Below are 22,494 nucleotides of genomic sequence, written 5' to 3'. Positions count from 1 at the left end.
TCTTTCCCCTCCTCCGCTTGCGGGGGAGGGCAGGGAGGGGGCGCTCGCGTATTGGGATTCAGCCTCATCAGCGATCCCGCCGCCGAGTACTACGCCGTGGAAACCAACGGCGACGTCGCCCTCATGCACGGCGCCCACCGCATGATCGCGATGTCCGAACTGAAGATCGCCGGCCTGCACAACGCCGCCAACGCCCTCGCGTCGCTCGCAATGGCTGACGCGCTCGGTCTCGATCGCGCAGCCTGCCTAAAAGCGCTGCGCGAATTCCCCGGCCTGGCCCATCGCTCGCAATGGATCGCGGACGTCGACGGCGTGCGCTACATCGACGACTCCAAGGGCACGAACGTCGGTGCGACGCTGGCGGCCGTGGCCGGCATGCCCGGTTCGCTCATCGTGATCGCCGGCGGACAGGGCAAGGGCCAGGACTTCGCACCGCTGGCCGCCGCGTTTCGCGGCAAGGTGCGGCACGTCGTGCTGCTCGGTCAGGACGCGAAACTCATCGCCGCGGCGCTCGAAGGCGTGACGACGGTGGAGTTCGCCATCGACATGGCTAAGGCGGTGAAGCTTGCATCGCGTGCGGCGCGTGCAGGCGAAACCGTGCTGCTGTCGCCCGCCTGCGCGAGTCTCGACATGTTCCGCGACTACGCACATCGCGGCGATGTATTCGCCGCCGCCGTCAGAGGGCTCACGGCATGAGCGCGAACGCCAGCACCATGTCGTTCGCCCGCTCCAACACGCGCCCACGGCGCTTCGTGTTCGATCAGGCGCTGCTGCTCAGCGTGGCCGGCATCCTGCTGCTGGGCCTCGTGATGGTCACGTCGGCCTCGATCTCCATCGCGGATCGCCAGGTGCACGAGCCGTTGCACTTCCTCGAGCGCCAGAGCGTCGGTGTGATCCTCGGTGCGATCTGCTGCGCATTCATGATGTTCATTCCCACGTCCGTGTGGGAACGCATGGCCATGCCGTTGCTGCTGTTTGCATTCCTGCTGCTGATCATCGTGCTGATTCCCGGCCTCGGTTACGAAGTGAACGGCAGCCGCCGCTGGCTGCGCGCGGGCTTCATGAATTTCCAGGCGTCGGAACTGGCGCGCGTGCTGCTGCTCACCTATCTCGCGAGCTACGTGGCGCGCCGGCAGCAGGAACTGAAGGACGAACTGAAGGGCTTCCTCAAACCGCTCGGCATCCTGATGGCGGCTGCGGCGCTGCTGCTGCTCGAACCGGACTTCGGCGCGGCGACGGTGCTGATGGCGACCGGTCTCGGCGTGCTGTTCCTTGCTGGTGTGAAACTGCGGCACTTCCTGGCGCTCGTCGCGCTCGCCGCCACCGGCATGGGCGTGATCGCCGTGACGAGCGCGTATCGCCTCAAGCGCCTGACGGCGTTCCTCGATCCGTTCGCCGATCCGTTCAACTCGGGTTTCCAGCTCACGCAGTCGCTGATCGCGGTCGGTCGCGGCGAACTGTTCGGCGTCGGCCTGGGGTCGAGCGTGCAGAAACTGTTCTACCTGCCCGAAGCGCACACCGATTTCGTGTTCGCGATTCTGGCGGAAGAACTGGGCCTGGTCGGCGTCGTCGTCACGCTGACGCTGTTCATGATCCTGGTGTGGCGTGCGTTCCGCATCTCGCGGCTCGCGGCCGATGCGGGCCTGCCGTTCCAGGCCTATTGCGCCGCAGGCTTCGGCATCTGGCTGGGACTGCAGACCTTCATCAACGTCGGCGTGAATCTCGGCCTGCTGCCGACCAAGGGCCTGACCCTGCCGCTCATGTCCTATGGCGGTTCGAGCGTGCTGGTCACGCTCGGCTGGCTCGGCCTGTTGATGCGCATTCATCACGAAGCCAGCGTCGCGGGGCGGCTCGCCGTGCGCAAGGAGCGCGACTGATGGCGCGCACCGTGCTCATCATGGCGGGCGGCACCGGCGGGCATGTTTTCCCGGCGCTTGCGGCCGCGCGCGTGCTGCGTGAGCGCGGCTTCGAACCCGTGTGGCTCGGCACGCAGCGCGGTCTCGAAGCGAAGCTCGTGCCGCCGCAGCAGATCCCCATCGAATGGATCAGCGTGAGCGGCGTGCGCGGCAAGGGCGTGACGACGCTGCTCGCCGCGCCCTTCCAGCTGGCGCGCGCAGTGTGGCAGAGCATCCAGGTCATGCGTCGCCGCCAGCCGGTCGTCGTGCTCGGCGCCGGCGGTTTCGTCTCGGGTCCGGGCGGCATCGCGGCGTGGCTGACGCGCCGGCCGCTGGTGATCCATGAACAGAACGCCGTTGCCGGCATGACCAACAAGATGCTGGCGCGTCTGGCGCAGCGCGTGTTCGAGGCGTTTCCGTCGAGCTTCCCGAAGTCGATCAAGGCCGAGCGCGTCGGCAATCCGGTGCGTCGTGAAATCGCCGCGCTGCCGCCGCCGGAGAAACGCTTCGCCGAACGACGCGGTCCGCTGCGTGTGCTCATCATCGGCGGCAGTCAGGGCGCATCGCGCCTCAACGTCGTCGTGCCGGCGGCGCTGGCGATGATCGATACCTCGCTGCGGCCGCAGGTGTTGCATCAGGCCGGCGAACGTCACATCGCACAGGCGCGCGAGTCGTACGAGAAGCACGGTGTCGAGGCCGATGTGCGTGCGTTCATCGACGACATGGCCGAGGCGTATGCCTGGGCGGATCTCGTGATCTGCCGCTCCGGCGCGCTCACGGTGTCCGAACTTGCCGCCGCCGGTGTGCCCGCCGTGTTCGTGCCGTTCGCCGCGGCGGTCGACGATCACCAGACCCACAACGCGCGCTTCCCCGTCGCGGCCGGTGCCGGCGTGCTGATTCCCGAAGCCGAGCTGACGCCGCTGCGCCTGGCGAACGAACTGCGCACGCTGCTCGAAGCGGGCCGCACGAAGCTCGCCGACATGGCCGTGAAGGCGCGCTCGATTGCGCTCACCGATGCGGATGTGCGCCTGGCCGATGCCTGCGTCGCGGCGGCGGGAGGTGCGGCATGACCGACCGCATGCGCCGCATCCAGTGCATCCACTTCGTCGGCATCGGCGGCGCCGGCATGGGCGGCATTGCCGAGGTGCTGGTCAATCTCGGCTACGACGTGCAGGGCAGCGATCTCAAGTACAACACCGTGACCGCACGACTGCAGCGGCTCGGCGCGCGCGTGATGATCGGTCATGCGGCGGAGAACATCGGCAAGGCCGATGTCATCGTCGTCTCGACGGCGGTGAGTGCGAGCAATCCGGAAGTCGTCGCCGCGAATGCGAAGCGACTGCCGATCGTGCAGCGCGCCGAAATGCTCGGCGAACTGATGCGCTTCCGTTACGCCATCGCGGTGGCCGGCACGCACGGCAAGACCACGACCACCAGCATGGTCGCGAGCCTGCTCGCGGAAGGAAATCTCGATCCGACCTTCGTCATCGGCGGCCGGCTGGTCAGCGCCGACACGAATGCGAAGCTCGGACTGGGCAAGTATCTCGTCGCAGAGGCGGACGAAAGCGATGCGTCGTTCCTGCATCTGCAGCCGATGATCTCGATCGTCACCAATATCGACAACGATCATCTGGGTACGCACGAAGGCGACTTCGAGCGTCTCAAGCAGAGCTTCGTCGACTTCCTGCACAACCTGCCGTTCTACGGACTGGCCGTGATCTGCGCCGACGATCCGGTGGTGGCCGCGATGATCCCGCGCATCAATCGTCCCGTGGTCACGTACGGGATCGAGCAGCAGGCCGACGTGCGCGCGACCGACATCGTGCGCGAAGGGTTGCGCACGCGCTTCCGCGTGCATCGCGCGGGTCGCCCCGCCGCATTGCAGGTAACGTTGAATCGCCCCGGCACGCACAACGTGCTCAATTCACTGGCGGCGATTGCCGTCGCGACGGAACTGGATGTTCCGGATGCGGCGATTCAGTCGGCGCTCGCCAGCTTTCAGGGCATCGATCGTCGATTGCAACAGAACGGCGATGTCGATACGCCGTCGGGTCGCGTCACGCTCGTCGACGACTATGGCCATCATCCGACCGAACTCGCGGCCACGCTCGAAGCGATCCGCCAGGGCTGGCCGGGCCGGCGCATCGTGCTGGCGTTCCAGCCGCATCGCTACACGCGCACACGCGATCTGCTCGACGACTTCGCGCGCGTGCTCGCGGGCGTCGACGCGCTGGTCGTCACCGAAGTCTATGCCGCCGGCGAGACGCCGATTACCGGCGCCGATGGCAAGGCGATCTGTCGCGCAGTGCGTTCGCACGGTCGCGTCGAACCGCTGTTCGTCGAGAAGGCCGAGCAGCTGCCGCAGACGCTGCTGCCGATCCTGCGCGATGGCGATCTGGTGGTGACGATGGGCGCCGGCAGCATCGGCGCCGTGGCGGCCGATCTGCCGGTGACGCTGGCTGCGAAGGGGGCTGCATGAACTCCCTCGCACTGCCGCCGGATTTCGACGCGCGCGTGTTGCGCAACGAGCGCATGGCGAAGCACACGTCGTGGCACGTCGGTGGCCCGGCGGACCTGTTCTTCACGCCGCTGGACGTGGCCGATCTCGCCGCGTTCCTGCGCAGCCTCGATCGCGCCACGCCGGTGATGTGGATCGGTCTCGGCAGCAACCTGCTGGTTCGCGACGGCGGTATCCGCGGCGCGGTGATCGATACGCACGGCGTGTTCGCGGAACTCGATCGTCTCGACGACAACGAGGTCTGGGCGGGCGCCGGCGTGGCGTGCGCCAAGCTCGCGAAGCAGTGCATCAAGTGGGGGCTCGGACCCGCGGAATTCTTCGCCGGCATTCCCGGCACGCTCGGCGGTGCGCTCGCCATGAATGCCGGCGCGTTCGGCGGCGAGACGTGGAATCACGTCGTGTCGGTAGCGACGCTGGATCGCGATGGCGTGCGTCGCGAGCGACCGGCAGCGGACTACCAGGTGGGCTATCGCCACGTCGACGGTCCGGTCGACGAATGGTTCCTCGGCGCGCGGCTGCGCTTCGAACAGCGGCCCGGCGTCAGCAGCGAAGACATCCGCATCCTGCTCGCCCGTCGCAAGGCCACGCAGCCGATCGGCGAATGGTCGTGCGGGTCCGTGTTCACGAATCCGCCGGGCGATCACGCCGCGCGACTGATCGACAGTGCGGGCCTGAAAGGCTTTCGCATCGGCGGCGCGCGCGTCTCGGAGATGCACGCGAATTTCATCGTCAACGACGGCACTGCGACTGCCGCCGATATCGAGCAGCTCATCGCGCATGTCCGCACGACCGTCGAGCAGATGCACGGCGTGAAGCTCACGCCGGAAGTGCGGATGGTGGGAGAGAAGACATGAGGCGGCTGCTGGCAACTGGCTGCTGGCCGCTGGCCAGAGAAGAGGCTTGGAAGGCCTTTATGCGGGAACGGTCCGTGCAACGCGCTGCTCTGCCTCGCAGTTCGCTCATCAGTCACTGGCGCGCAGCACGTGCCGATGTCTGGCTGCTGGCCGGCGGCCAGCGGCCAGTCGCCAGCAGCCGCAGCGAGATTCCCGCATGAGCACCGATCCCCACACCACCGATCCGCGCGCCTTCGGCCGCGTCGCCGTGCTCATGGGCGGCACGTCGTCCGAGCGCGAAGTGTCGCTCGACTCCGGGCGCAACTGTCTCGAAGCGCTCAGGCGTCGCGGTGTCGACGCGCAGGCGATCGATGGCATTCCGGCGCTGGTGCGCGAGATCGTGGCGAAGCGCATCGACCGCGTCTTCAACATCCTGCACGGCCATCACGGCGGCGGCGAAGACGGCATCCTGCAGGGCCTGCTCGAAGCCTTCGGCGTGCCTTACACCGGCTCCGACGTGCTGGGGTCGGCGCTGTCGATGGACAAGATCCGCACCAAGCAGGTGTGGCTGTCGCTCGGTCTGCCGACGCCGCGCTATGTGCGGCTCGAACGCAATGACGATGTGGCGAAGGCGGCGGCCTCGCTGGGGTTGCCGGTGATCGTGAAGCCGGCCTGCGAAGGATCGAGCGTCGGCGTGAGTCGCGTGTTCAGCGAAGCGGACCTGCCGGGCGCCGTGGCGCTCGCGGCACGTTACGAGGGCGATCTGCTGATGGAACAGATGATCGTCGGCGAGGAATACACCGTCGGCATTCTCGGCGAGACGGCGCTGCCGACGATCCGCATCGTGCCGGCGGGCGAGTACTACGACTACCACGCGAAGTACGTCGCCGAAGACACGCAGTACATCTGCCCCGGACTGACCGGTGCGGCGGAAGAGGAGATGCGCGATCTCGCGCTCGCGGCATTCCAGTCGGCGGGCTGCAGCGGCTGGGGTCGCGTCGATGTGATGCGCGATCGCAGCGGCAGGAATTTCCTGCTCGAAGTGAACACCGCGCCGGGCATGACGAGTCATTCGCTGGTGCCCAAGGCGGCGCGCGTCTTCGGCATCGAGTTCGACGATCTGGTGTGGCGCGTGCTCGAAACCAGTCTCACGCGCGGAGGGTCGCGGCCGTGATGGGAACGTCGCGCAAACGCAATCGTCGCAAGACCGAAGACGCCGGATCGGGCGGGTGGTCGCGCCTGTCGCTCGGCGGTCTGCAGCCGCTGTTCATCGAAACGATCCGTCCGGTGCTCGGCATGTCGGGCGCGATCCTCGGTGCGCTGCTGGCGATCTGGGGCCTGACCACGGCGCTCGATCGTCCGATTGCGAAGGTCGATGTGGCGGGTCAGTTCCAGCGCGTCGCGCCGGTGCAGATCGACGAAGCGGTCGCGCCGTTTCGCGGCGCCGGTTTTCTCTCGGTGGATCTCGAACGCCTGCAGGCCTCGCTCGAAGCCATTGCCTGGGTCGATCGCGCGCGCGTCGAACGCCGCTGGCCGCGCTCGGTGCGTGTCGTCATCACCGAGCATGTCGCCGCGGCGCGCTGGGGCGAGGACGGGTTGATGAACACGCGCGGCGAACTGTTCCTGAAGCACTCGCGGCACATTCCGCCCGAGCTGCCGCAGCTGATCGGTCCCGAAGGTACCGAAGAGGAAGTGGCGCATCTGTATCTCGAGAGTTATCCGCGCCTGCTCGCCGTCGGCATGCGGCTCGCGAAGGTCGAGCTCGATCCGCGCGGCGCGTGGGAACTCACGCTTTCCAATGGCGTGCAGGTGCGGCTCGGTCGACAGGACGTGCATGAGCGGCTCGAACGCTTCCTGCGTGTGGCCAGTCCGCTGGTGGCGACGCGCAGCACGGAAGTCGGCTACGTCGATCTGCGTTACAGCAACGGATTTTCGGTCGGCTGGAATCCGCCGGCGACGCGCGTGGCGCATGACGCGACCGCGACTGTGCCGGATGCGTGAGTGAAGAGGCCCCCTCCCTGTCCCTCCCCCGCTGTGCGGAGGAGGGGAAGAAGAGAGGGCGGGAATGAATCTGACTCGCAAGGTGGGAAGTGGCTAGAAAGAATGACCGCAATCTGATCGTCGGCCTGGATATCGGCACCTCCAAGGTCGTCGCCATCGTGGGCGAGATGACTCACGACGGTTCGCTGGAGGTGGTGGGCCTTGGCTCGCATCCTTCGCGCGGACTGAAGCGTGGCGTCGTCGTGAACATCGAGTCGACGGTGCAGTCCATCCAGCGCGCGGTCGAGGAAGCCGAGCTGATGGCCGGCTGCGAGATTCATTCGGTGTACGCCGGCATCGCCGGCAGCCACGTGCGCAGCCTGAACTCGCACGGCATCGTCGCGATCCGCAACAAGGAAGTGACGTCCGAAGACGTCGATCGCGTGATCGATGCGGCGCGTGCCGTGGCGATTCCGGCAGACCAGAAAATCCTGCACATCCTGCCGCAGGAATTCCTGATCGACAGCCAGGAAGGCATCCGCGAGCCGATCGGCATGTCGGGCGTGCGCCTGGAAGCCAAGGTGCACATCGTGACCGGGGCCGAGAGCGCGGCGCAGAACATCGTGAAGTGCGTGCAGCGCTGCGGGCTCGCGGTCGAAGACGTCGTGCTCGAACAGCTGGCGTCGAGCTACGCGGTGCTGGCCGACGACGAAAAGGAACTGGGCGTGTGCCTGGTCGACATCGGCGGCGGCACGACCGACATCGCGGTGTTCTCCGGCGGCGCGATCCGTCACACGGCCGTGATTCCGATCGCGGGCGATCAGGTGACCAACGACATCGCCGTCAGCCTGCGCACGCCGACGCATCACGCCGAAGAGATCAAGATGAAGTTCGCCTGCGCGCTGTCGCAGCTCGCGAACTCCGACGAGACCATTGAAGTGCCGAGCGTGGGCGATCGTCCGCCGCGCCGGCTGGCGCGCCAGACGCTCGCCGAAGTCGTCGAGCCGCGTTACGAGGAACTGTTCGCGCTGGTGCGCGAAGAACTGCGGCGCTCCGGTTTCGAGGAAGTGATCGCGGCCGGCGTCGTGCTGACCGGCGGCAGCGCCAAGATGGAAGGCGCGGTCGAGCTGGCGGAAGAAGTGTTCCACATGCCCGTGCGGCTCGGCATTCCGCAGCACATCAGCGGGCTGGTGGACGTGGTGAGCAATCCGATTCATTCGACCGGCGTGGGCCTGCTGCTGTACGGCCGCGAGAACTACATGCGCGGCCGGCGCGAATCGCCGCTCGGCGGTAACGCGCGCGGCGTGTTCGATCGGATGAAGGCGTGGTTTCAGGGCAATTTCTGATCGCGTTGCATGCGAGCAGATGAAGGTGAAGGGTGGTGCGCAGTGTCCTCTGAACGCGGTGCACCGATTTGTCGACGTGGATTTGAGATGTCGTCACGACATCGAGGGGACTAACGATGTTTGTACTTGCTGATACTGAGAATCAAGGGGCCGTCATCAAGGTCATCGGCGTGGGCGGCGGCGGCGGCAACGCCGTGTCGCACATGATCCAGACCGGGATCGAAGGCGTGGATTTCATCTGCCTCAATACGGATGCTCAGGCGCTGAAGCATTCCAAGGTCAAAGTCGGTCTGCAGATCGGCTGCAACATCACCAAGGGTCTGGGCGCGGGTGCCGATCCTGAAGTGGGCCGTCAGGCCGCGATGGAAGATCGCGACCGCATCATCGAAATGATCGAAGGCTCCGACATGCTCTTCATCACCGCCGGCATGGGCGGCGGTACGGGCACGGGCGCAGCGCCGGTCGTGGCGCAGATCGCGAAGGAGCTCGGCATCCTGACGGTCGCCGTCGTGACGCGTCCCTTCGACATGGAAGGCCGCAAGCGCATGGGCTCGGCGGAACACGGCATCAGCGAACTCAGCCGTCACGTCGACTCGCTGATCACGATTCCGAACCAGAAGCTGCTCACGGTGCTCGGCGGCGATGTCACGCTGCTCGACGCCTTCAAGGCGGCGAACCAAGTGCTGCAGGGCGCGGTGCAGGGCATCGCTGAACTGATCACCAAGCCCGGCATGATCAACGTCGACTTCGCCGACGTGCGCACCGTGATGGCGGAAACCGGCATGGCGATGATGGGTTCGGGTTCGGCACGCGGCGAGAACCGCGCGCGTGAAGCGGCCGAAGCCGCCGTCTCCAGCCCGCTGCTCGAAGACGTCAATCTGCACGGCGCTCACGGCCTGCTGATCAACGTCACGGCCGGCATGGACCTGCGCACCAGCGAGTTCAGCGTCGTCGGCGATACGGTGAAGCAGTACGCGTCGGAGGATGCGAACGTGGTGGTCGGCTGCGTGATCGATCCGGAGATGAGCGAAGACATCCGCGTGACGGTCGTTGCGACCGGCATCGGTCGCCCGGTGGCCGAGCAGATGCCGCAGCCGGACGCGCGCAAGCAGATGACGGCGATTGCCGGCGGCCGCGCCGGTCGCGTGCCGACGCTCGATGATCTGCACGTGCCGACGTACATCCGTCAGCAGCGCGACAGTGGTCGGGACTACGGCCGCGATTCCGTTGCACCGCGTCGTGCGGTCGGGGATGGCCTCAATTCCGATGACACCGCGATGCTGGATATTCCGGCATTCCTGCGGCGTCAGGCGGACTGAAGTCGTCCAGGTCAGGGAACCTGGCGGTCGGGCAAAGCGTCCCCTTGCCCGACGTTGAAGTGACCGCGTGTCGACCCCACAAGTCAGAGGCTTGTGGGGTCCGGCATGCGGTGCTACGGTGCCGCCGCTTTTCGAGGTTTCATGTACCGATTTCCTTCAGCGCCGCGATCCTCCGGCCAGCTCGGGCCCCGCACCTAGAGCCTCCCATGCTTCGCCAACGCACCATCAAGAACTCCATCCGCGCCACCGGTGTCGGTCTGCATTCCGGCAAGAAGGTGCTGATGGTGGTGAAGCCGGCGCCGCCGGATACCGGCGTGGTGTTCCGTCGTACCGATCTCGACCGGACCATCGACGTGCCCGCGTACGCCGAGAACGTCGGTGAGACCACGCTCGGCACCACTCTTATTAAAGGTGAGTCGCGGGTCTGCACCATCGAACATCTGATGTCCGCCTTCGCCGGCCTGGGCATCGACAATGCCTATGTAGAACTGTCGGCCGAGGAAGTACCGATCATGGACGGCAGCGCCGGACCGTTCGTGTTCCTGCTGCAGTCGGCGGGTGTGGAAGAGCAGTCCGCACCGAAGCGTTTCGCACGCATCCTCAAACCCATCCAGGTGGAAGAGGGCGACAAGTGGGCCCGCTTCACGCCGTACAACGGCTTCAAGGTCAATTTCGAGATCGAATTCAATCATCCGATCTTCAAGAAGCGCGACCAGATCGCGAGCATGGATTTCTCCAGCACCTCCTTCCTGCGCGAGATCAGTCGCGCACGGACGTTCGGCTTCATGCGCGATCTCGAATACATGCGTTCGAAGAATCTCGCGCTCGGCGGCTCGATGGAGAATGCCATCGTGATTGGTGACGCGGGCGTAATGAATGAGGAAGGCCTGCGCTACGAAGACGAGTTCGTGAAGCACAAGATCCTCGATGCGATCGGCGATCTGTACCTGCTCGGCAAGGGCATCCTCGGCGAGTTCAGCGGCTTCAAGTCCGGTCACGCGCTGAACAACCGGTTGCTGCGCAAGCTGATTGCGACGCCGGATGCGTGGGAGGAGGCGACCTTCGAAGGCGATGAGCAGGCGCCCATCTCTTATATGCCGGCGACGGCGGTGTCCGCCGGCGCCCTGTAGGTCAGGCTTCAGCCTGACTTCTTAATTTAAGAGGCCGGCTGAAGCCGGCCCCACAGTAAGAGCAAGACGAAGAAAATCCCCGCCTCACCCCGGCTTCCCCACCTTCACCTGCACTTTCGTGAACTGCGTCTCACCCTGCGCCCGCAGCCGTTCTGCCAGGGTTTCCTGCAGATAGTGGATCCGCGACCCCCAGGCCGCGGAATCCGCCACGATGACCAGCGTCCCCTCGCGGTAACTCGCTGAAACGACGTGGGCTTTCTCGTCGCCATCGAGCGCGGCCCGCACCCGATCCGTCAAATCGAGCGTCTCCCGGGCGCGACGCTCCAGCTGCGCGAGCAGCGGGCCCAACCCAGTCGAAATGGGCTTCATGGGTTCAGACATAAGCTGAAATGTGCAATGTGAGGGCTGACTGCTTGATCTTTGGGTTGCGGATTCTGCATATTCCCGACCGCTGTTAAGGGCAAACCCGCTGAAAGGCGGGGACGCAAAGCCACCGGTCTAAGGGCGCTGCCTTCGAAGGCAGGACGGTCACGATAGCGGGGTTGCCAGGATGTACAACTCGAATCATCGGTTCTACGTCCACACCTCTCTGGATATGCCGTTGGTGCAGCTTTCTCGATGCGGCTGCGCCGGCAGGACGTTTTTGTCGCGCCAGATTTTTTGAGGACGCGAGGCATGATCGAATGAACGTCATCGTCTTTTCCAAACGCCTGGGGCGCGCTCGCCAGATCGAGCTCGGCCGCCCGCTGGCTGCGACGGTGACCATCGGTCTGATCGTGACCATCCTTGCCGGCGTGCTCTTCGCCGGGGTCCAGCTCGGACGCAGCAACGTTTTCGCTCCTACCGCCCAGGTCGCCGACTGGGGCCGCCGGCTCGAAGAGCAGCGCCAGCAGGTCGTCGACGCCAGGCAGGAATTGCAGAACCGTCTCGATGCGCTGGCCGGCCGCGTCGGCCAGATGAATGCCCACGTGATCCGCCTCGATGCGCTGGGCCGCCGCCTGACGGAGATGGCGCACCTCGACAAGGGCGAGTTCGATTTCGACCGCGTGCCCGCCGTCGGCGGACCCGAGGCTCTGGCCGAGAGCGCGCTGGTTGCGGCACCGGACATTTCTTCGATGCTCGATACCCTGAGCCGCCAGATCAAGGATCGCGAGCGCCAGCTCAGCGTACTGGAAAGCCTCATTTCCACCCGCAATCTCAGCCGGCAGATCGTTCCGGGCGGACGCCCCGTCATGCAGGGCTGGATTTCCTCCTACTTCGGCCAGCGCACGGACCCGTTCAACGGCCGCACCGTCTACCACAAGGGCATCGACTTCGCGGGGCCTGCGGGCTCGCAGGTCGTCGCCGTCGCTGCCGGCGTCGTGACCTACTCGAAGGACCGTTTCGGCTACGGCAAGACCGTGGAGATCAACCACGGCAATGGCTACGTGACGCGCTATGCGCACAACCAACGCACGCTGGTGACGCCGGGCGACACGGTGCAGAAGGGCCAGGCCATCGCCCTGATCGGCTCGACAGGCCGTTCCACCGGGCCCCACCTGCATTTCGAAGTACTCAAGAACGGCCGGGCCATCGACCCGATGAGCTTCGTGCGGCAGTAGCTGCAGGCCGGGGCGGCAGTCCCGGATGATGACGGCGTCTTAATTCCAGCACCGACTTCCGACTCTGCCTGTGGGGCCGGCTTCAGCCGGCCTCTGGCTGTAGGTCAGGCTTTAGCCTGACATCCAAAGGCCGGCTGAAGCCGGCCCCACAGCTAGAAAAACAAGGCCCGCCGCCCTCGGCCTTGTTTTCGCACGCCCCGCCCCGAACTCGGCCTGTCGGTCCCAAGGCCGCGCACGTCCATCAAAAAAACCCGACGGCATGGGGTCGCAGGGTGGCGTGTACAATCGCGTCCTTTCTTTTGGCCCACCTCGGAGCTCTCTCTCGTGGCGAATTGGCTCAGCCAACTGTTCGGCAGCCGCAATCAGCGGCTCGTTAATGGATATTCCAGGGCCGTCAGCCGGACCAATGCCCAGGAACCCGCGTTCCAGGCACTGAGCGACGAGGCGCTGCGCGCCAAGACCGAGGAATTCCGCAAGCGCCTCGCCGACGGGGCGACCGTCCACGACATCCTTCCGGAAGCCTTTGCGGCAGTGCGTGAAGCCGCGCGCCGCACGCTCGGCATGCGCCACTTCGACGTGCAGCTCATCGGCGGCATGGCGCTCAACGACGGCAAGATCGCCGAAATGCGCACTGGCGAAGGCAAGACGCTGGTCGCGACCCTGCCGGCCTATCTGAATGCGCTGCCCGCGAAGGGCGTGCACGTGGTCACCGTGAACGAATACCTGGCCTCGCGCGACGCCGAGTGGATGCGCCCGGTCTACGAATTCCTCGGACTCACGGTCGGCGTCATCAGGAGCGGCCAGTCGTCGGAAGAAAAGCGCGCCGCCTATGCGTGCGACATCACCTACGGCACCAACAACGAATTCGGTTTCGACTACCTGCGCGACAACCTCGCGTTCCGTCTCGAAGACCGTACGCAGCGCGGACTCGCCTTTGCCATCGTCGACGAAGTGGACTCGATCCTGATCGACGAGGCGCGCACGCCGCTGATCATTTCCGGCCCCGCCGAAGAAAGCACCGAGCTGTACGTCGCCATCAACAAGCTGGTGCCGCGGCTCAAGCGCCAGGAGTCCGAAGAAGGCGAGGGCGACTACTGGGCGGATGAGAAGTCCCGCCAGGTGCACCTCTCGGATACCGGTCACGAACACGCCGAGGAACTCATCACCGAAGCGGGCCTGCTGAGCCCCGACCAGAGTCTCTACGACGCATCGAACATCCGCCTGATGCATCACCTGAACGCAGCGCTGCGCGCGCACGCGTTGTATCACCGCGATGTCGAGTACATCGTGCGCAACGGCGAAGTCATCATCGTCGACGAATTCACCGGTCGCACCATGCAGGGCCGGCGCTGGTCCGACGGCCTGCACCAGGCCGTCGAAGCGAAGGAAGGCGTGCGGGTTCGCGAAGAGAACCAGACCGTCGCCTCCATCACCTTCCAGAACTACTTCCGCATGTACACGAAGCTGTCGGGCATGACCGGCACCGCGGACACGGAAGCGTTCGAATTCCAGTCGATCTACGGCCTCGAAGTCGTCGTCATCCCGACCCACCGGCCGATGATCCGCAAGGACCATGCCGACTTCGTGTACCTCACCGCGAAGGACAAGTACGACGCCATCATCGAAGACATCCGCGATTGCGTCGCGCGCGGCCAACCGGCGCTGGTCGGCACGACGTCGATCGAAACGTCGGAATACCTCGCCAAGCTGCTGCAGGAACACAAGATCGCGCACGAAGTGCTGAACGCCAAGCAGCACGAGCGCGAGGCCCACATCGTCGCGCAGGCGGGTCGTGCGGGCTCCGTGACGATTGCCACCAACATGGCCGGTCGCGGCACCGACATCGTGCTCGGCGGCAATCCCGAATCGGACCTGCACGGTATCGATCCGAACGATGAAGCCGCGCGTCAGAAGGCACGCGACGAATGGAAGGTGCGTCACGACGCCGTGCTCGCCGCCGGCGGCCTGCACATCATCGGCACCGAACGCCACGAATCGCGGCGCATCGACAACCAGCTGCGCGGCCGTTCGGGCCGTCAGGGCGACGCAGGTTCGAGCCGTTTCTATCTTTCGCTCGAAGACAACCTGATGCGCATCTTCGGCGATCCCGAGCGCACCAAGCGCTGGCTGCAGACGGCCGGCATGAAGGAAGGCGAAGTGATCGAGAGCCGCATGCTCTCGAAACAGATCGAACGCGCACAGCGCAAGGTCGAAGCCCACAACTTCGACGCCCGCAAGAACCTGCTCGAATACGATGACGTCGCCAACGACCAGCGCAAGGTCATCTACCAGCAGCGCACCGAACTCATGGGCGCCGAGGACGTGGCCGATGCCGTCGCCGGCATCCGTCATGAAGTCGTGAACACGGTTTCCGATCGCTTCATGCCGCAGGGCAGCCCGGAAGAAATGTGGAACGTCGAATCGCTGACCGAGACGCTGCAGCGCGACTTCGGCGTGCCGCTCGATGTCAAGGGCTGGCTGGAGCAGGACAAGAATCTCAACGACCAGGATGTGCGCGAACGCATCGTGAAGACGCTTGACGAGGCCTATCAGTCGAAGGTCGACATGTACGGCGTGCCGGTCGTGCGGCACCTGGAAAAGGCCATCATGCTGCAGCAGCTCGACTCGCACTGGCGCGAGCACCTGGCGGCGATGGACTACCTGCGCCAGGGCATTCATCTGCGCAGCTATGCGCAGAAGAATCCGAAGCAGGAATACAAGCGCGAAGCCTTCGAACTGTTCTCGTCGATGCTCGATCGCATCAAGCACGACACCGTGTCGCTGCTGTCGCGCATGCAGCTGCGCACGCAGGCCGAGATCGATGCCGAAGAAGCGGAGCGTCAGGCGCGACTCGAGCGCGCCATGCGCTTCCAGCACGCCGCTCCCGAGCAGATCACCGCGCCGCAGCCGCCCGAGCCGCTGCCGGGGGAAGAACCGGCGCCGGTGTCGCAGTTCGTTCGCGAGACCAAGAAAGTCGGACGCAATGAAATGTGTCCGTGCGGCTCCGGCAAGAAGTACAAGCACTGCCACGGCATGCTCGCGAAGGAAGGATAAGCCAGGGAATGCGTCCTCCTGCCCACGTCCTCGCCGGCGCCATTTTCAACGACGAGGGACAGGTCCTCGTCGCGCAGCGTCCGCCCGGCAAGCACATGGCCGGCGGCTGGGAATTTCCCGGCGGCAAGCGCGAACCCGGCGAGGAACGTCTGCAGGCACTGACCCGCGAGCTGCACGAAGAACTCGGCATCGAAGTCCTCGGTGCCGAGCCGCTGATCTGCTACGACCACCAGTATCCCGACCGCCTCATCACGCTCGATCTGTGGCTGGTGACGAAGTACAACGGCGTGCCGCAATCGCTCGAAGGCCAGACGCTGGCGTGGGTGAAGGTCGGCGATCTGGAGCGGACCGGCCTGCTGGATGCGGACAAGCCGATGATTCCCGCGCTGGAGCGTGTGGAAGGCTGGGCGTTGGGTTGCAAGCTGTAGTGTCGAGGGATTCTTCTCTTCCTGTAGGTCAGGCTTCAGCCTGACTCCGAGAGGCCGGCCGAAGCCGGCCCCACAGCAAGAACCCGCTCGAAGAACCTCACCACCATCTCGTAGTAATGCCGCCCGGTCTGCGGGATGCGCACCAGTCCGTGCTTGCTGCCCGGATAAGTCATCAGCTCGAACGGCTTGTCGAGCGACTGCAGTCGCTGCATCAGCATCGTGCTGTGCGTGAACAGCACGTTGTCGTCGGCCATGCCGTGTACCAGCAGCAGGTTGCCGTGCAGTGAATCGACGTAGGGCAGCACGCCGCTGACTTCGTAACTGTTACCGGCGCTCGGCAATCCCAGATACCGTTCGGTGTAGTGCGTGTCGTAGAGGCGCCAGTCGGTGACAGGCGCGCCGGCGACGCCGGCTTTGAACACCGTGGTCGTCGTCAGCGCCATCAGCGACATGTAGCCGCCGTAGCTCCAGCCCATGATGCCGATGCGTTCGCCGTCGACGTACGGCAGGCGCTTCAGATAGTCGACGCCGCGCAGCTGATCTTCGATTTCGACTTTGCCGAGCCGCCCGCTGATCGCCGTGTCGAAGGCTTCGCCGCGGAATCCCGAGCCGCGATTGTCGAGCGAGAACACCACGAAGCCGTGCTGCGCGAGCAGCTGGCGGAAATATCCCTGCACGGCGCGCGAACCGCCCATCCAGTCCTTGCGCACGTATTGCTGGTGCGGTCCGCCATAGACGTCGATGACGACCGGATAGCGTTTGCCCGCATCGAACGGAACCGGCCTGATGAGCCGGTAGTAGAGCGCCTGTCCGTCGCTCGCCTGCAGCGAACCGAATTCCTCGCTCGAATGGTTCGCGCGAAAAGCCTGATACGGATGATTCTCGTCCAGTTCGTTGCGCATCAGCCAGCGACTTACCTTGCCGTCCAGCGAGCGCAGGCTGGCGGTCGGCGGCTGTTGCGGGGAGGACCATTGATCCAGGTAGAACCGGTGATTCGGCATGAGCCGCGCATCGTGCACGCCCGGTTCGACAGAAATTCTTCGCGGCCTGGCGGGATCGCCCGTTGTTAGCGACGTCGCGTACAGATGGCGTTCGAGCGGCGAGGCCTCGTTCGCCATGAAGTACATGAGTCCCTTGTTTTCGTCGATGCCGACGAGGCCGTCCTCCGTGCCATCGCCGACGACCATCCATGAGCCGCTGGTCAGCGGCCGGATGAGCCTGCCGTCCAGATCGTAGAGATACAGATGCCGGTAACCGGAACGACGCGAAGCCCAGACGAAAGCATTGCGCTTTTCCAGGAAGCGCAGGTCGTCGTGCAGTTCGATCCAGGCCGGACTCGTTTCCGTCAGCAGCGTGCGTGTCTTGCCGGTGCCGACATCGACCTTGATCAGGTCCAGCGTTTTCTGGTCGCGCGTCTGTTTCTGGACAGCGAGATGCCGTGAATCGCGAAACCAGTTCACGCGCGCCAGATAGCCATCGTCGAAGTTCAGCGGCACGGCCGTGATGCGACCGGACCCCAGTTCGAGTACCCGCAGCTCGACATGCGTGTTGGCCGTGCCGGCCGCCGGATAGCGTTGCCGCGTGACGCGCGCGCCATCGGCGTTGATCTCCAGTCGCTCGACTTCCTGCACCGGCGAGTCGTCGATACGCGTGAACGCGATGCGCTTTTCATCGGGAGACCACCAGTAGCCGGTGGAACGATCCATCTCCTCCTGCGCGACGAATTCGGCCACACCGTTCTGGATCAGGCCCTCGCCATCGGCGGTCAGCGCCCGCTCTTCGCCGCTCGACAGCTCGATGACGAACAGATCCTGGTCGCGCACGAAGCTCACATGGTTGCCGAGCGGCGAGAAGCGCGCATCGGTTTCGTAGCTTTCGGTATTCGTCAGTCGACGCACCGGATCGCGTTTCGCGACGAGGTCGTACACATAGAGATCGCCGCCCAGCGGTACGAGCAGCCGCTTGCCGTCGCTCGAGAACCTGTACTCGACGATGCCCTTCAGCGACGCCGTGCGTTGCCGCTCGCGCCTTGCCTCTTCTTCGGCCGACAGTCGTTCATCGCCGGTCACGAAGGCGCGCGAGTCGACCAGCAACTTCTGCTGTCCCGTGCGGGTGTCGAAGGCCCAGAGATCGAGCTGATCCTTGTTGTCGACCTTGCCCTGCAGGTAGGTGACGTAGCGCCCGTCGGGCGAAAACTCCGGACTGCGCAATCGCGGTCCGCTCAGATCCGTGCCGCTGAACAGACGTTCGACGCTGAGTTTTCCGGGATCGGCCGCTGCGCAGATTGCGACAGGCAGCATCAGGGAAACGACGAGCAGGCCGCTTGTATACCGCATCGGTGTTTTCGAAGGCTGTAGAGTTGCGCTTGCGTGACCATATCACGATGCCCCGAGAGGATTTGCGATGAGCCGAACCGTTGTGGCCTTGTGCCTGCTGTTGCCGACGATCGCCGCTGCCGAAGTTGCGGCCTATCCGGCGTCGAAGCGCATCGAGCACGTCGATACCTATCACGGCGTGCGGGTGGCTGATCCGTATCGCTGGCTGGAAAACATCGGCACGACGGAAGTCGCCGACTGGGTGACGGCGCAGAACAAATTGTCGCAGCCGTACCTCGAAGCAATTCCCGCGCGCGAAAAGATCAAGCAACGCCTGACGGAACTGTGGAATTACGAACGCTATGACGTGCCGAAGAAGCGCGGCGGCCGCTACTTCTTCCTGCGCAACGACGGCCTGCAGAATCAGAGCGTGCTGTACGTGACGGATTCGCTCGTCGGGGAACCGCGCGTACTGCTGGATCCGAACAAGTTCAGCGGCGACGCCACCGTGGCGCTGGGCGAGTTCGTGCCGAGTCCCGACGGCAAGCTGCTCGCCTACAGTCTTTCGGACGGCGGCACCGACTGGCGTACATGGTACGTGCGCGAGGTCGACAGCGGCAAGGATCGCCCCGATGCATTGAGCTTCATGAAATTCCGCGAAGTCGCCTGGACGAAGGACTCGAAGTATCTCTACTACTCGCGCTATCCGCAGCGCGAAGACGGCAAGGGCGACGATTCGAAACAGCAGTCGATCTACCTGCACAAACTCGGCGACAACCAGCAGGCCGATCGCTCGATCTTCCGCGTCACCGATCACCCGACGCGTTATCCGTATCCGCAGGTGTCCGACGACGGGCGCTATCTCATCATCACGCTGTACGACGGCTCGCAGAAAATGGGCATCTACTATCAGAAGCTCGATGCGAACTCGCAGCCCCAGGGGCCGGTCGTCAGGTTGTTCGATGGGTTCGATGCCGACTATGAAGTCGTGGCGGCGATGGATGATGTCTTCTATGTGCTGACCACGCGCGGTGCGCCGAACTCACGCCTGGTCGCGGTGCCTGCACAGCCCGATGGCGCGGCGAAAATGCGCGACGTGCTGGCAGAGAAATCGACTGCGCTGCTGGCGGCCTCCGTGGTCGGCAAGCGCGCCATCGGCCAGTACGTCAGGGACGCTTACTCGGTCGTCAGCGTCAGCGACCTGCAGGGCAAGCCGCTCTATGACGTGCCGCTGCCCGGCTACGGACAGGTCAGCGGTTTCGAGACCGACGTCGACGATGCCGAGACATTCTTTCTCTACAGCGATTTCCTGACGCCGGCCTCGGTGTCACGGCTCGATGTCGGCACCGGCAAGGTCGAGGCGTTCCGCACGCCGAAGATTGCGGCCCAGACCAGTCAGTACGTGACCGAGCAGGTGTTCTACAAGAGCAAGGACGGCACGCGCGTGCCGATGTTCATCACGCATCGGCGCGATCTGAAGAAGGACGGCACCGCACCGCTGATGCTGTACGGCTATGGCGGATTCAACATTTCGCAGCAGCCCGGTTTCAGTGTGCCGGCGCTGGTGTGGCTGGAAATGGGTGGCGTATATGCGGTGGCCAATCTGCGCGGCGGTTCCGAATACGGCGAGGCCTGGCACGAAGCCGGCACGCGTCTGCAGAAGCAGAATGTGTTCGACGATTTCATCGCCGCGGCCGAATGGCTGATCGCCGGGAAATACACATCGACGCCGAAGCTCGCGATCCGCGGCCGCAGCAACGGCGGCCTGCTCGTCGGCGCCGCCATGACGCAGCGTCCCGATCTGTTCGGCGCTGCGCTGCCCGGTGTCGGCGTGCTCGACATGCTGCGATATCACACGGCCAGCGCGAATGCGCGCCAGTGGTCGACCGACTATGGTCTGAGCGAGAACGCCGACGAGTTCAAGGCTCAGTATGCGTACTCACCGGTGCACAACGTGAAAGCAGGGCAGTGCTATCCGCCGACGCTCATCACTACGGCCGATCGCGACGATCGTGTCGTGCCTTGGCACAGCTACAAATTCGCGGCAGAGCTGCAGCATGCGCAAGGCTGCAAGAATCCGGTCCTGCTGCGCGTCGAGACCCGCGCCGGTCACGGTGCCGGCAAGCCGGTGTGGATGCAGATCGAGGACTGGGCGGATCAGTGGGCGTTTCTGACGCGGACGCTGGGGATGCAGTGACTTTTCCCTCTTCCCCTGTGGGGCCGGCTTCAGCCGGCCTGCTTGGGAGTCAGGCTAAAGCCTGACCTACAGGGGAACGCGCAGGCGTGACCGCTATCGCTCGCGCGGCGATTCCTCATCGACGCTCTCGTCGATGCTCTCCCCTGGAATCGCATGCTTCTCCGCGGCCCATGCCCCCAGATCGATCAGCTTGCAGCGTTCGGTACAGAATGGTCGCCACGGCGAGGCCTCGGACCATTCGACGGGGCGGCCGCAGGTGGGGCAGGGAACGGTGGGCATGGGGGGCGGACTGTTGGCTACTGGCTGCTGGCGACTGGCCAGAAAAGCTGTGTCGACGGACTCTGGCCAGTCGCCAGCAGCCAGCCGCCAGCCGCCTTCCTCACGTACACGTCGTCAGCAGAAACTTCACGTCATCGCCCGTCTGCACGGGCCGCGTATTCACATCCGTCGATGTCATGAAGCGAATGCTGCAGCGGTGGTGACTGCCGCTGATCTCGGGAAACAGGTTCGTGTCGGCGGGCAGCGTGATGCGGATGAGCTGGCAGGGATTCTCGCGCTCGAAGGCCAGCTGGAAGGTGCCGCTCACGGCGGTTTCCTGCCGGGGTCGCGCCGCTTCGCGGGTCAGCCAGAGCAGTTCGGTCACGGCATCGCAGAGCGGGCGGATCGTCGACATCCAGCCATTGAACGTCTGCGTGCGTTGCTCGAACGGCTGATCGAGCCAGTGCCGATAGTCGGGCAGATCAAACTCGCAGGTGCCGCCCGGGATGGCGCTGCGGTGCTTGATCGCATTGAGGAACTCGGAATCGCGCAGGCGCTGCATGAACATGGCGCCGGCGTTGTTGAGTTCGGTCCGCAGCTTCGCGAGGTTCGACAGCACTGCCTTGAGCCGGCCGCCATCGACCCCGGGCTTGGCGCCGTATTCGTGCATCACGGCCATCTGCCGTTCCAGTTCCTTCAGGACTTCGCTGCGGATGTCGCCGCGCGCCGTGATGGCGAGGATTTCCAGCAGCGAACTCATGGCCGCGCGGGTCGACCACGCGTCGGCACGTTCCTCGTGGTACAGCGTCTGCTGATACAGGAAGTCCAGCCGCAGAAAGGTGCGCATCCGCTCGTTGAGCGGCTGTTCGTACACGGTGGGCGCGGCCCTTGCCGTTCCTGGTGCGGTGGCGTCTGCAGAGGTCATCGCCGGATTGTGCTGCACTCAACGACGTGAGGGAAGCCGCGAGTGATCGACCCCTTCCCCCGCTTGCGGGGGAAGGTTGGGATGGGGGGCGCTTACGCGTTTATCGCCAGATTCTCGTAGTTCTGATGCAGCGTGAGCACGAACTGCTCGAGGTCGGCCAGAGTTCCGGTGTTGACGATGACGTCATCCGCGGCATCGAGGCGCTGCTCGCGGGTCGCCTGAGCCGCAAGAATGCTCCGCGCCTGCTCGGCGTTCGACTTGTCCCGCGCCATCAGCCGCTCGATCTGCTGCTCCTCAGGACAATCGACCACGAGCACGCGGTCATAGACGTCACTGCGCCCGCCCTCGACCAGCAGCGGAATCACATGAATCTGGTAAGCACCGCCGGCAGCCGTCGAGCGTCGCGCCAGTTCGGCGCGGATGGCGGGATGCGTAATGGATTCCAGCAAGCGGCGCTGGGCCGGATCGGCGAATACCCGATCCCGCAGGCGACGACGGTCGAGCCGGCCCGAGGCATCCAGTACGTCGCGTCCGAAGGCGGTCACGATTTCCGCAAAAGCCGGCAGGCCGGGTTCGACCACGTCGCGGGCAATCCGATCGGTATCGAGCACCGGTACGCCGAGGTTGTCGAACAGCTGCGCCACGGCCGACTTGCCGCTGGCGATGCCGCCGGTGAGGGCGATGAGGAGGGGGCG

The 22,494-nt window shown here is 65.0% G+C and carries 20 protein-coding genes and 1 riboswitch; of the genes, 15 read left to right on the top strand and 5 right to left on the bottom strand.

Going from position 1 to position 22,494, the window contains the following annotated elements:
* From V7D81_RS10590 to lpxC, 11 genes are all read left to right on the top strand, one after another.
* A partial coding sequence (locus V7D81_RS10590; RefSeq protein WP_324316422.1) for a glutamate ligase domain-containing protein occupies window positions 1-696 on the top strand: 696 nt, incomplete at its 5' end.
* Window positions 693-1,877 carry a putative lipid II flippase FtsW gene (gene ftsW / locus V7D81_RS10585; RefSeq protein ID WP_324316420.1) on the top strand — a complete coding sequence of 395 codons (1,185 nt, stop codon included), beginning with the start codon at window positions 693-695 and terminating at the stop codon, window positions 1,875-1,877. The genes V7D81_RS10590 and ftsW, both read left to right, overlap by 4 nt.
* Entirely contained in the window at window positions 1,877-2,965 is a 1,089-nt protein-coding gene (gene murG / locus V7D81_RS10580; protein WP_324316418.1) for an undecaprenyldiphospho-muramoylpentapeptide beta-N-acetylglucosaminyltransferase, read from the top strand. Before ftsW ends, murG begins: the two co-directional genes overlap by 1 nt.
* A complete protein-coding gene (murC, locus tag V7D81_RS10575; protein WP_324316417.1) occupies window positions 2,962-4,374 on the top strand; it encodes a UDP-N-acetylmuramate--L-alanine ligase in 1,413 nt (470 codons plus the stop codon). Before murG ends, murC begins: the two co-directional genes overlap by 4 nt.
* Window positions 4,371-5,267, top strand: coding sequence for a UDP-N-acetylmuramate dehydrogenase (gene murB / locus V7D81_RS10570; protein ID WP_324316415.1), 897 nt, complete (start codon window positions 4,371-4,373; stop codon window positions 5,265-5,267). Before murC ends, murB begins: the two co-directional genes overlap by 4 nt.
* A 74-nt stretch (window positions 5,268-5,341) precedes the next feature.
* Window positions 5,342-5,467 carry a hypothetical protein gene (locus V7D81_RS10565; RefSeq protein ID WP_324316414.1) on the top strand — a complete coding sequence of 42 codons (126 nt, stop codon included), beginning with the start codon at window positions 5,342-5,344 and terminating at the stop codon, window positions 5,465-5,467.
* On the top strand, window positions 5,464-6,420 hold the full coding sequence (locus tag V7D81_RS10560) for a D-alanine--D-alanine ligase (RefSeq protein WP_324316412.1): 957 nt from the start codon (window positions 5,464-5,466) through the stop codon (window positions 6,418-6,420). The genes V7D81_RS10565 and V7D81_RS10560 overlap by 4 nt, the downstream gene beginning before the upstream one ends.
* On the top strand, window positions 6,420-7,247 hold the full coding sequence (locus V7D81_RS10555; RefSeq protein WP_324316470.1) for a cell division protein FtsQ/DivIB: 828 nt from the start codon (window positions 6,420-6,422) through the stop codon (window positions 7,245-7,247). The genes V7D81_RS10560 and V7D81_RS10555 overlap by 1 nt, the downstream gene beginning before the upstream one ends.
* An 89-nt stretch (window positions 7,248-7,336) precedes the next feature.
* Entirely contained in the window at window positions 7,337-8,572 is a 1,236-nt protein-coding gene (ftsA, locus tag V7D81_RS10550; RefSeq protein ID WP_324316410.1) for a cell division protein FtsA, read from the top strand.
* A 116-nt stretch (window positions 8,573-8,688) separates the two neighbouring features.
* Complete coding sequence (ftsZ, locus tag V7D81_RS10545; RefSeq protein ID WP_324316409.1) at window positions 8,689-9,891, top strand: cell division protein FtsZ; 1,203 nt, start codon at window positions 8,689-8,691, stop codon at window positions 9,889-9,891.
* A gap of 206 nt (window positions 9,892-10,097) precedes the next feature.
* Window positions 10,098-11,021, top strand: coding sequence for a UDP-3-O-acyl-N-acetylglucosamine deacetylase (gene lpxC, locus V7D81_RS10540; protein ID WP_324316407.1), 924 nt, complete (start codon window positions 10,098-10,100; stop codon window positions 11,019-11,021).
* 84 nt (window positions 11,022-11,105) lie between these two features.
* Here the strand turns inward: lpxC and V7D81_RS10535 are convergent, their stop codons facing one another.
* The gene (locus tag V7D81_RS10535; RefSeq protein WP_324316405.1) at window positions 11,106-11,390 is read right to left on the bottom strand and encodes a DciA family protein; all 285 of its coding nucleotides are present in this window, start codon (window positions 11,388-11,390) and stop codon (window positions 11,106-11,108) included.
* An 80-nt stretch (window positions 11,391-11,470) separates the two neighbouring features.
* Window positions 11,471-11,571: riboswitch (cyclic di-GMP riboswitch) on the top strand.
* A gap of 133 nt (window positions 11,572-11,704) precedes the next feature.
* Here V7D81_RS10535 and V7D81_RS10530 point away from each other — a divergent pair.
* From V7D81_RS10530 to mutT, 3 genes are all read left to right on the top strand, one after another.
* The gene (locus V7D81_RS10530) at window positions 11,705-12,622 is read left to right on the top strand and encodes a M23 family metallopeptidase (protein WP_324316403.1); all 918 of its coding nucleotides are present in this window, start codon (window positions 11,705-11,707) and stop codon (window positions 12,620-12,622) included.
* 324 nt (window positions 12,623-12,946) lie between these two features.
* Window positions 12,947-15,676, top strand: coding sequence for a preprotein translocase subunit SecA (gene secA / locus V7D81_RS10525; RefSeq protein WP_324316401.1), 2,730 nt, complete (start codon window positions 12,947-12,949; stop codon window positions 15,674-15,676).
* Window positions 15,677-15,684: 8 nt separating this feature from the next.
* Complete coding sequence (gene mutT, locus V7D81_RS10520) at window positions 15,685-16,104, top strand: 8-oxo-dGTP diphosphatase MutT (protein WP_324316399.1); 420 nt, start codon at window positions 15,685-15,687, stop codon at window positions 16,102-16,104.
* A 35-nt stretch (window positions 16,105-16,139) separates the two neighbouring features.
* On the opposite strand, the gene V7D81_RS10515 is transcribed toward mutT, so the two are convergent.
* A complete protein-coding gene (locus tag V7D81_RS10515) occupies window positions 16,140-18,440 on the bottom strand; it encodes a S9 family peptidase (RefSeq protein ID WP_324316397.1) in 2,301 nt (766 codons plus the stop codon).
* A 67-nt stretch (window positions 18,441-18,507) separates the two neighbouring features.
* Here V7D81_RS10515 and V7D81_RS10510 point away from each other — a divergent pair, with 67 nt between their 5' ends.
* Window positions 18,508-20,616 carry a prolyl oligopeptidase family serine peptidase gene (locus tag V7D81_RS10510; RefSeq protein WP_324316395.1) on the top strand — a complete coding sequence of 703 codons (2,109 nt, stop codon included), beginning with the start codon at window positions 18,508-18,510 and terminating at the stop codon, window positions 20,614-20,616.
* A 93-nt stretch (window positions 20,617-20,709) separates the two neighbouring features.
* Here the strand turns inward: V7D81_RS10510 and yacG are convergent, their stop codons facing one another.
* From yacG to coaE, 3 genes are all read right to left on the bottom strand, one after another.
* Window positions 20,710-20,895, bottom strand: a complete 186-nt coding sequence (yacG, locus tag V7D81_RS10505; protein WP_324316393.1) for a DNA gyrase inhibitor YacG — start codon at window positions 20,893-20,895, stop codon at window positions 20,710-20,712.
* A gap of 100 nt (window positions 20,896-20,995) precedes the next feature.
* Window positions 20,996-21,799 carry a cell division protein ZapD gene (zapD, locus tag V7D81_RS10500; protein ID WP_324316391.1) on the bottom strand — a complete coding sequence of 268 codons (804 nt, stop codon included), beginning with the start codon at window positions 21,797-21,799 and terminating at the stop codon, window positions 20,996-20,998.
* Window positions 21,800-21,891: 92 nt separating this feature from the next.
* Window positions 21,892-22,482, bottom strand: a complete 591-nt coding sequence (gene coaE, locus V7D81_RS10495) for a dephospho-CoA kinase (RefSeq protein WP_442958346.1) — start codon at window positions 22,480-22,482, stop codon at window positions 21,892-21,894.
* Window positions 22,483-22,494: the final 12 nt, after the last annotated feature.

It is taken from the genome of Povalibacter sp., assembly GCF_036735925.1.
GTDB lineage: Bacteria > Pseudomonadota > Gammaproteobacteria > Steroidobacterales > Steroidobacteraceae > Steroidobacter.
The sequence above is the reverse complement of the archived record's forward strand: the minus strand, read 5'-3'. Positions and strand labels throughout refer to the sequence as shown.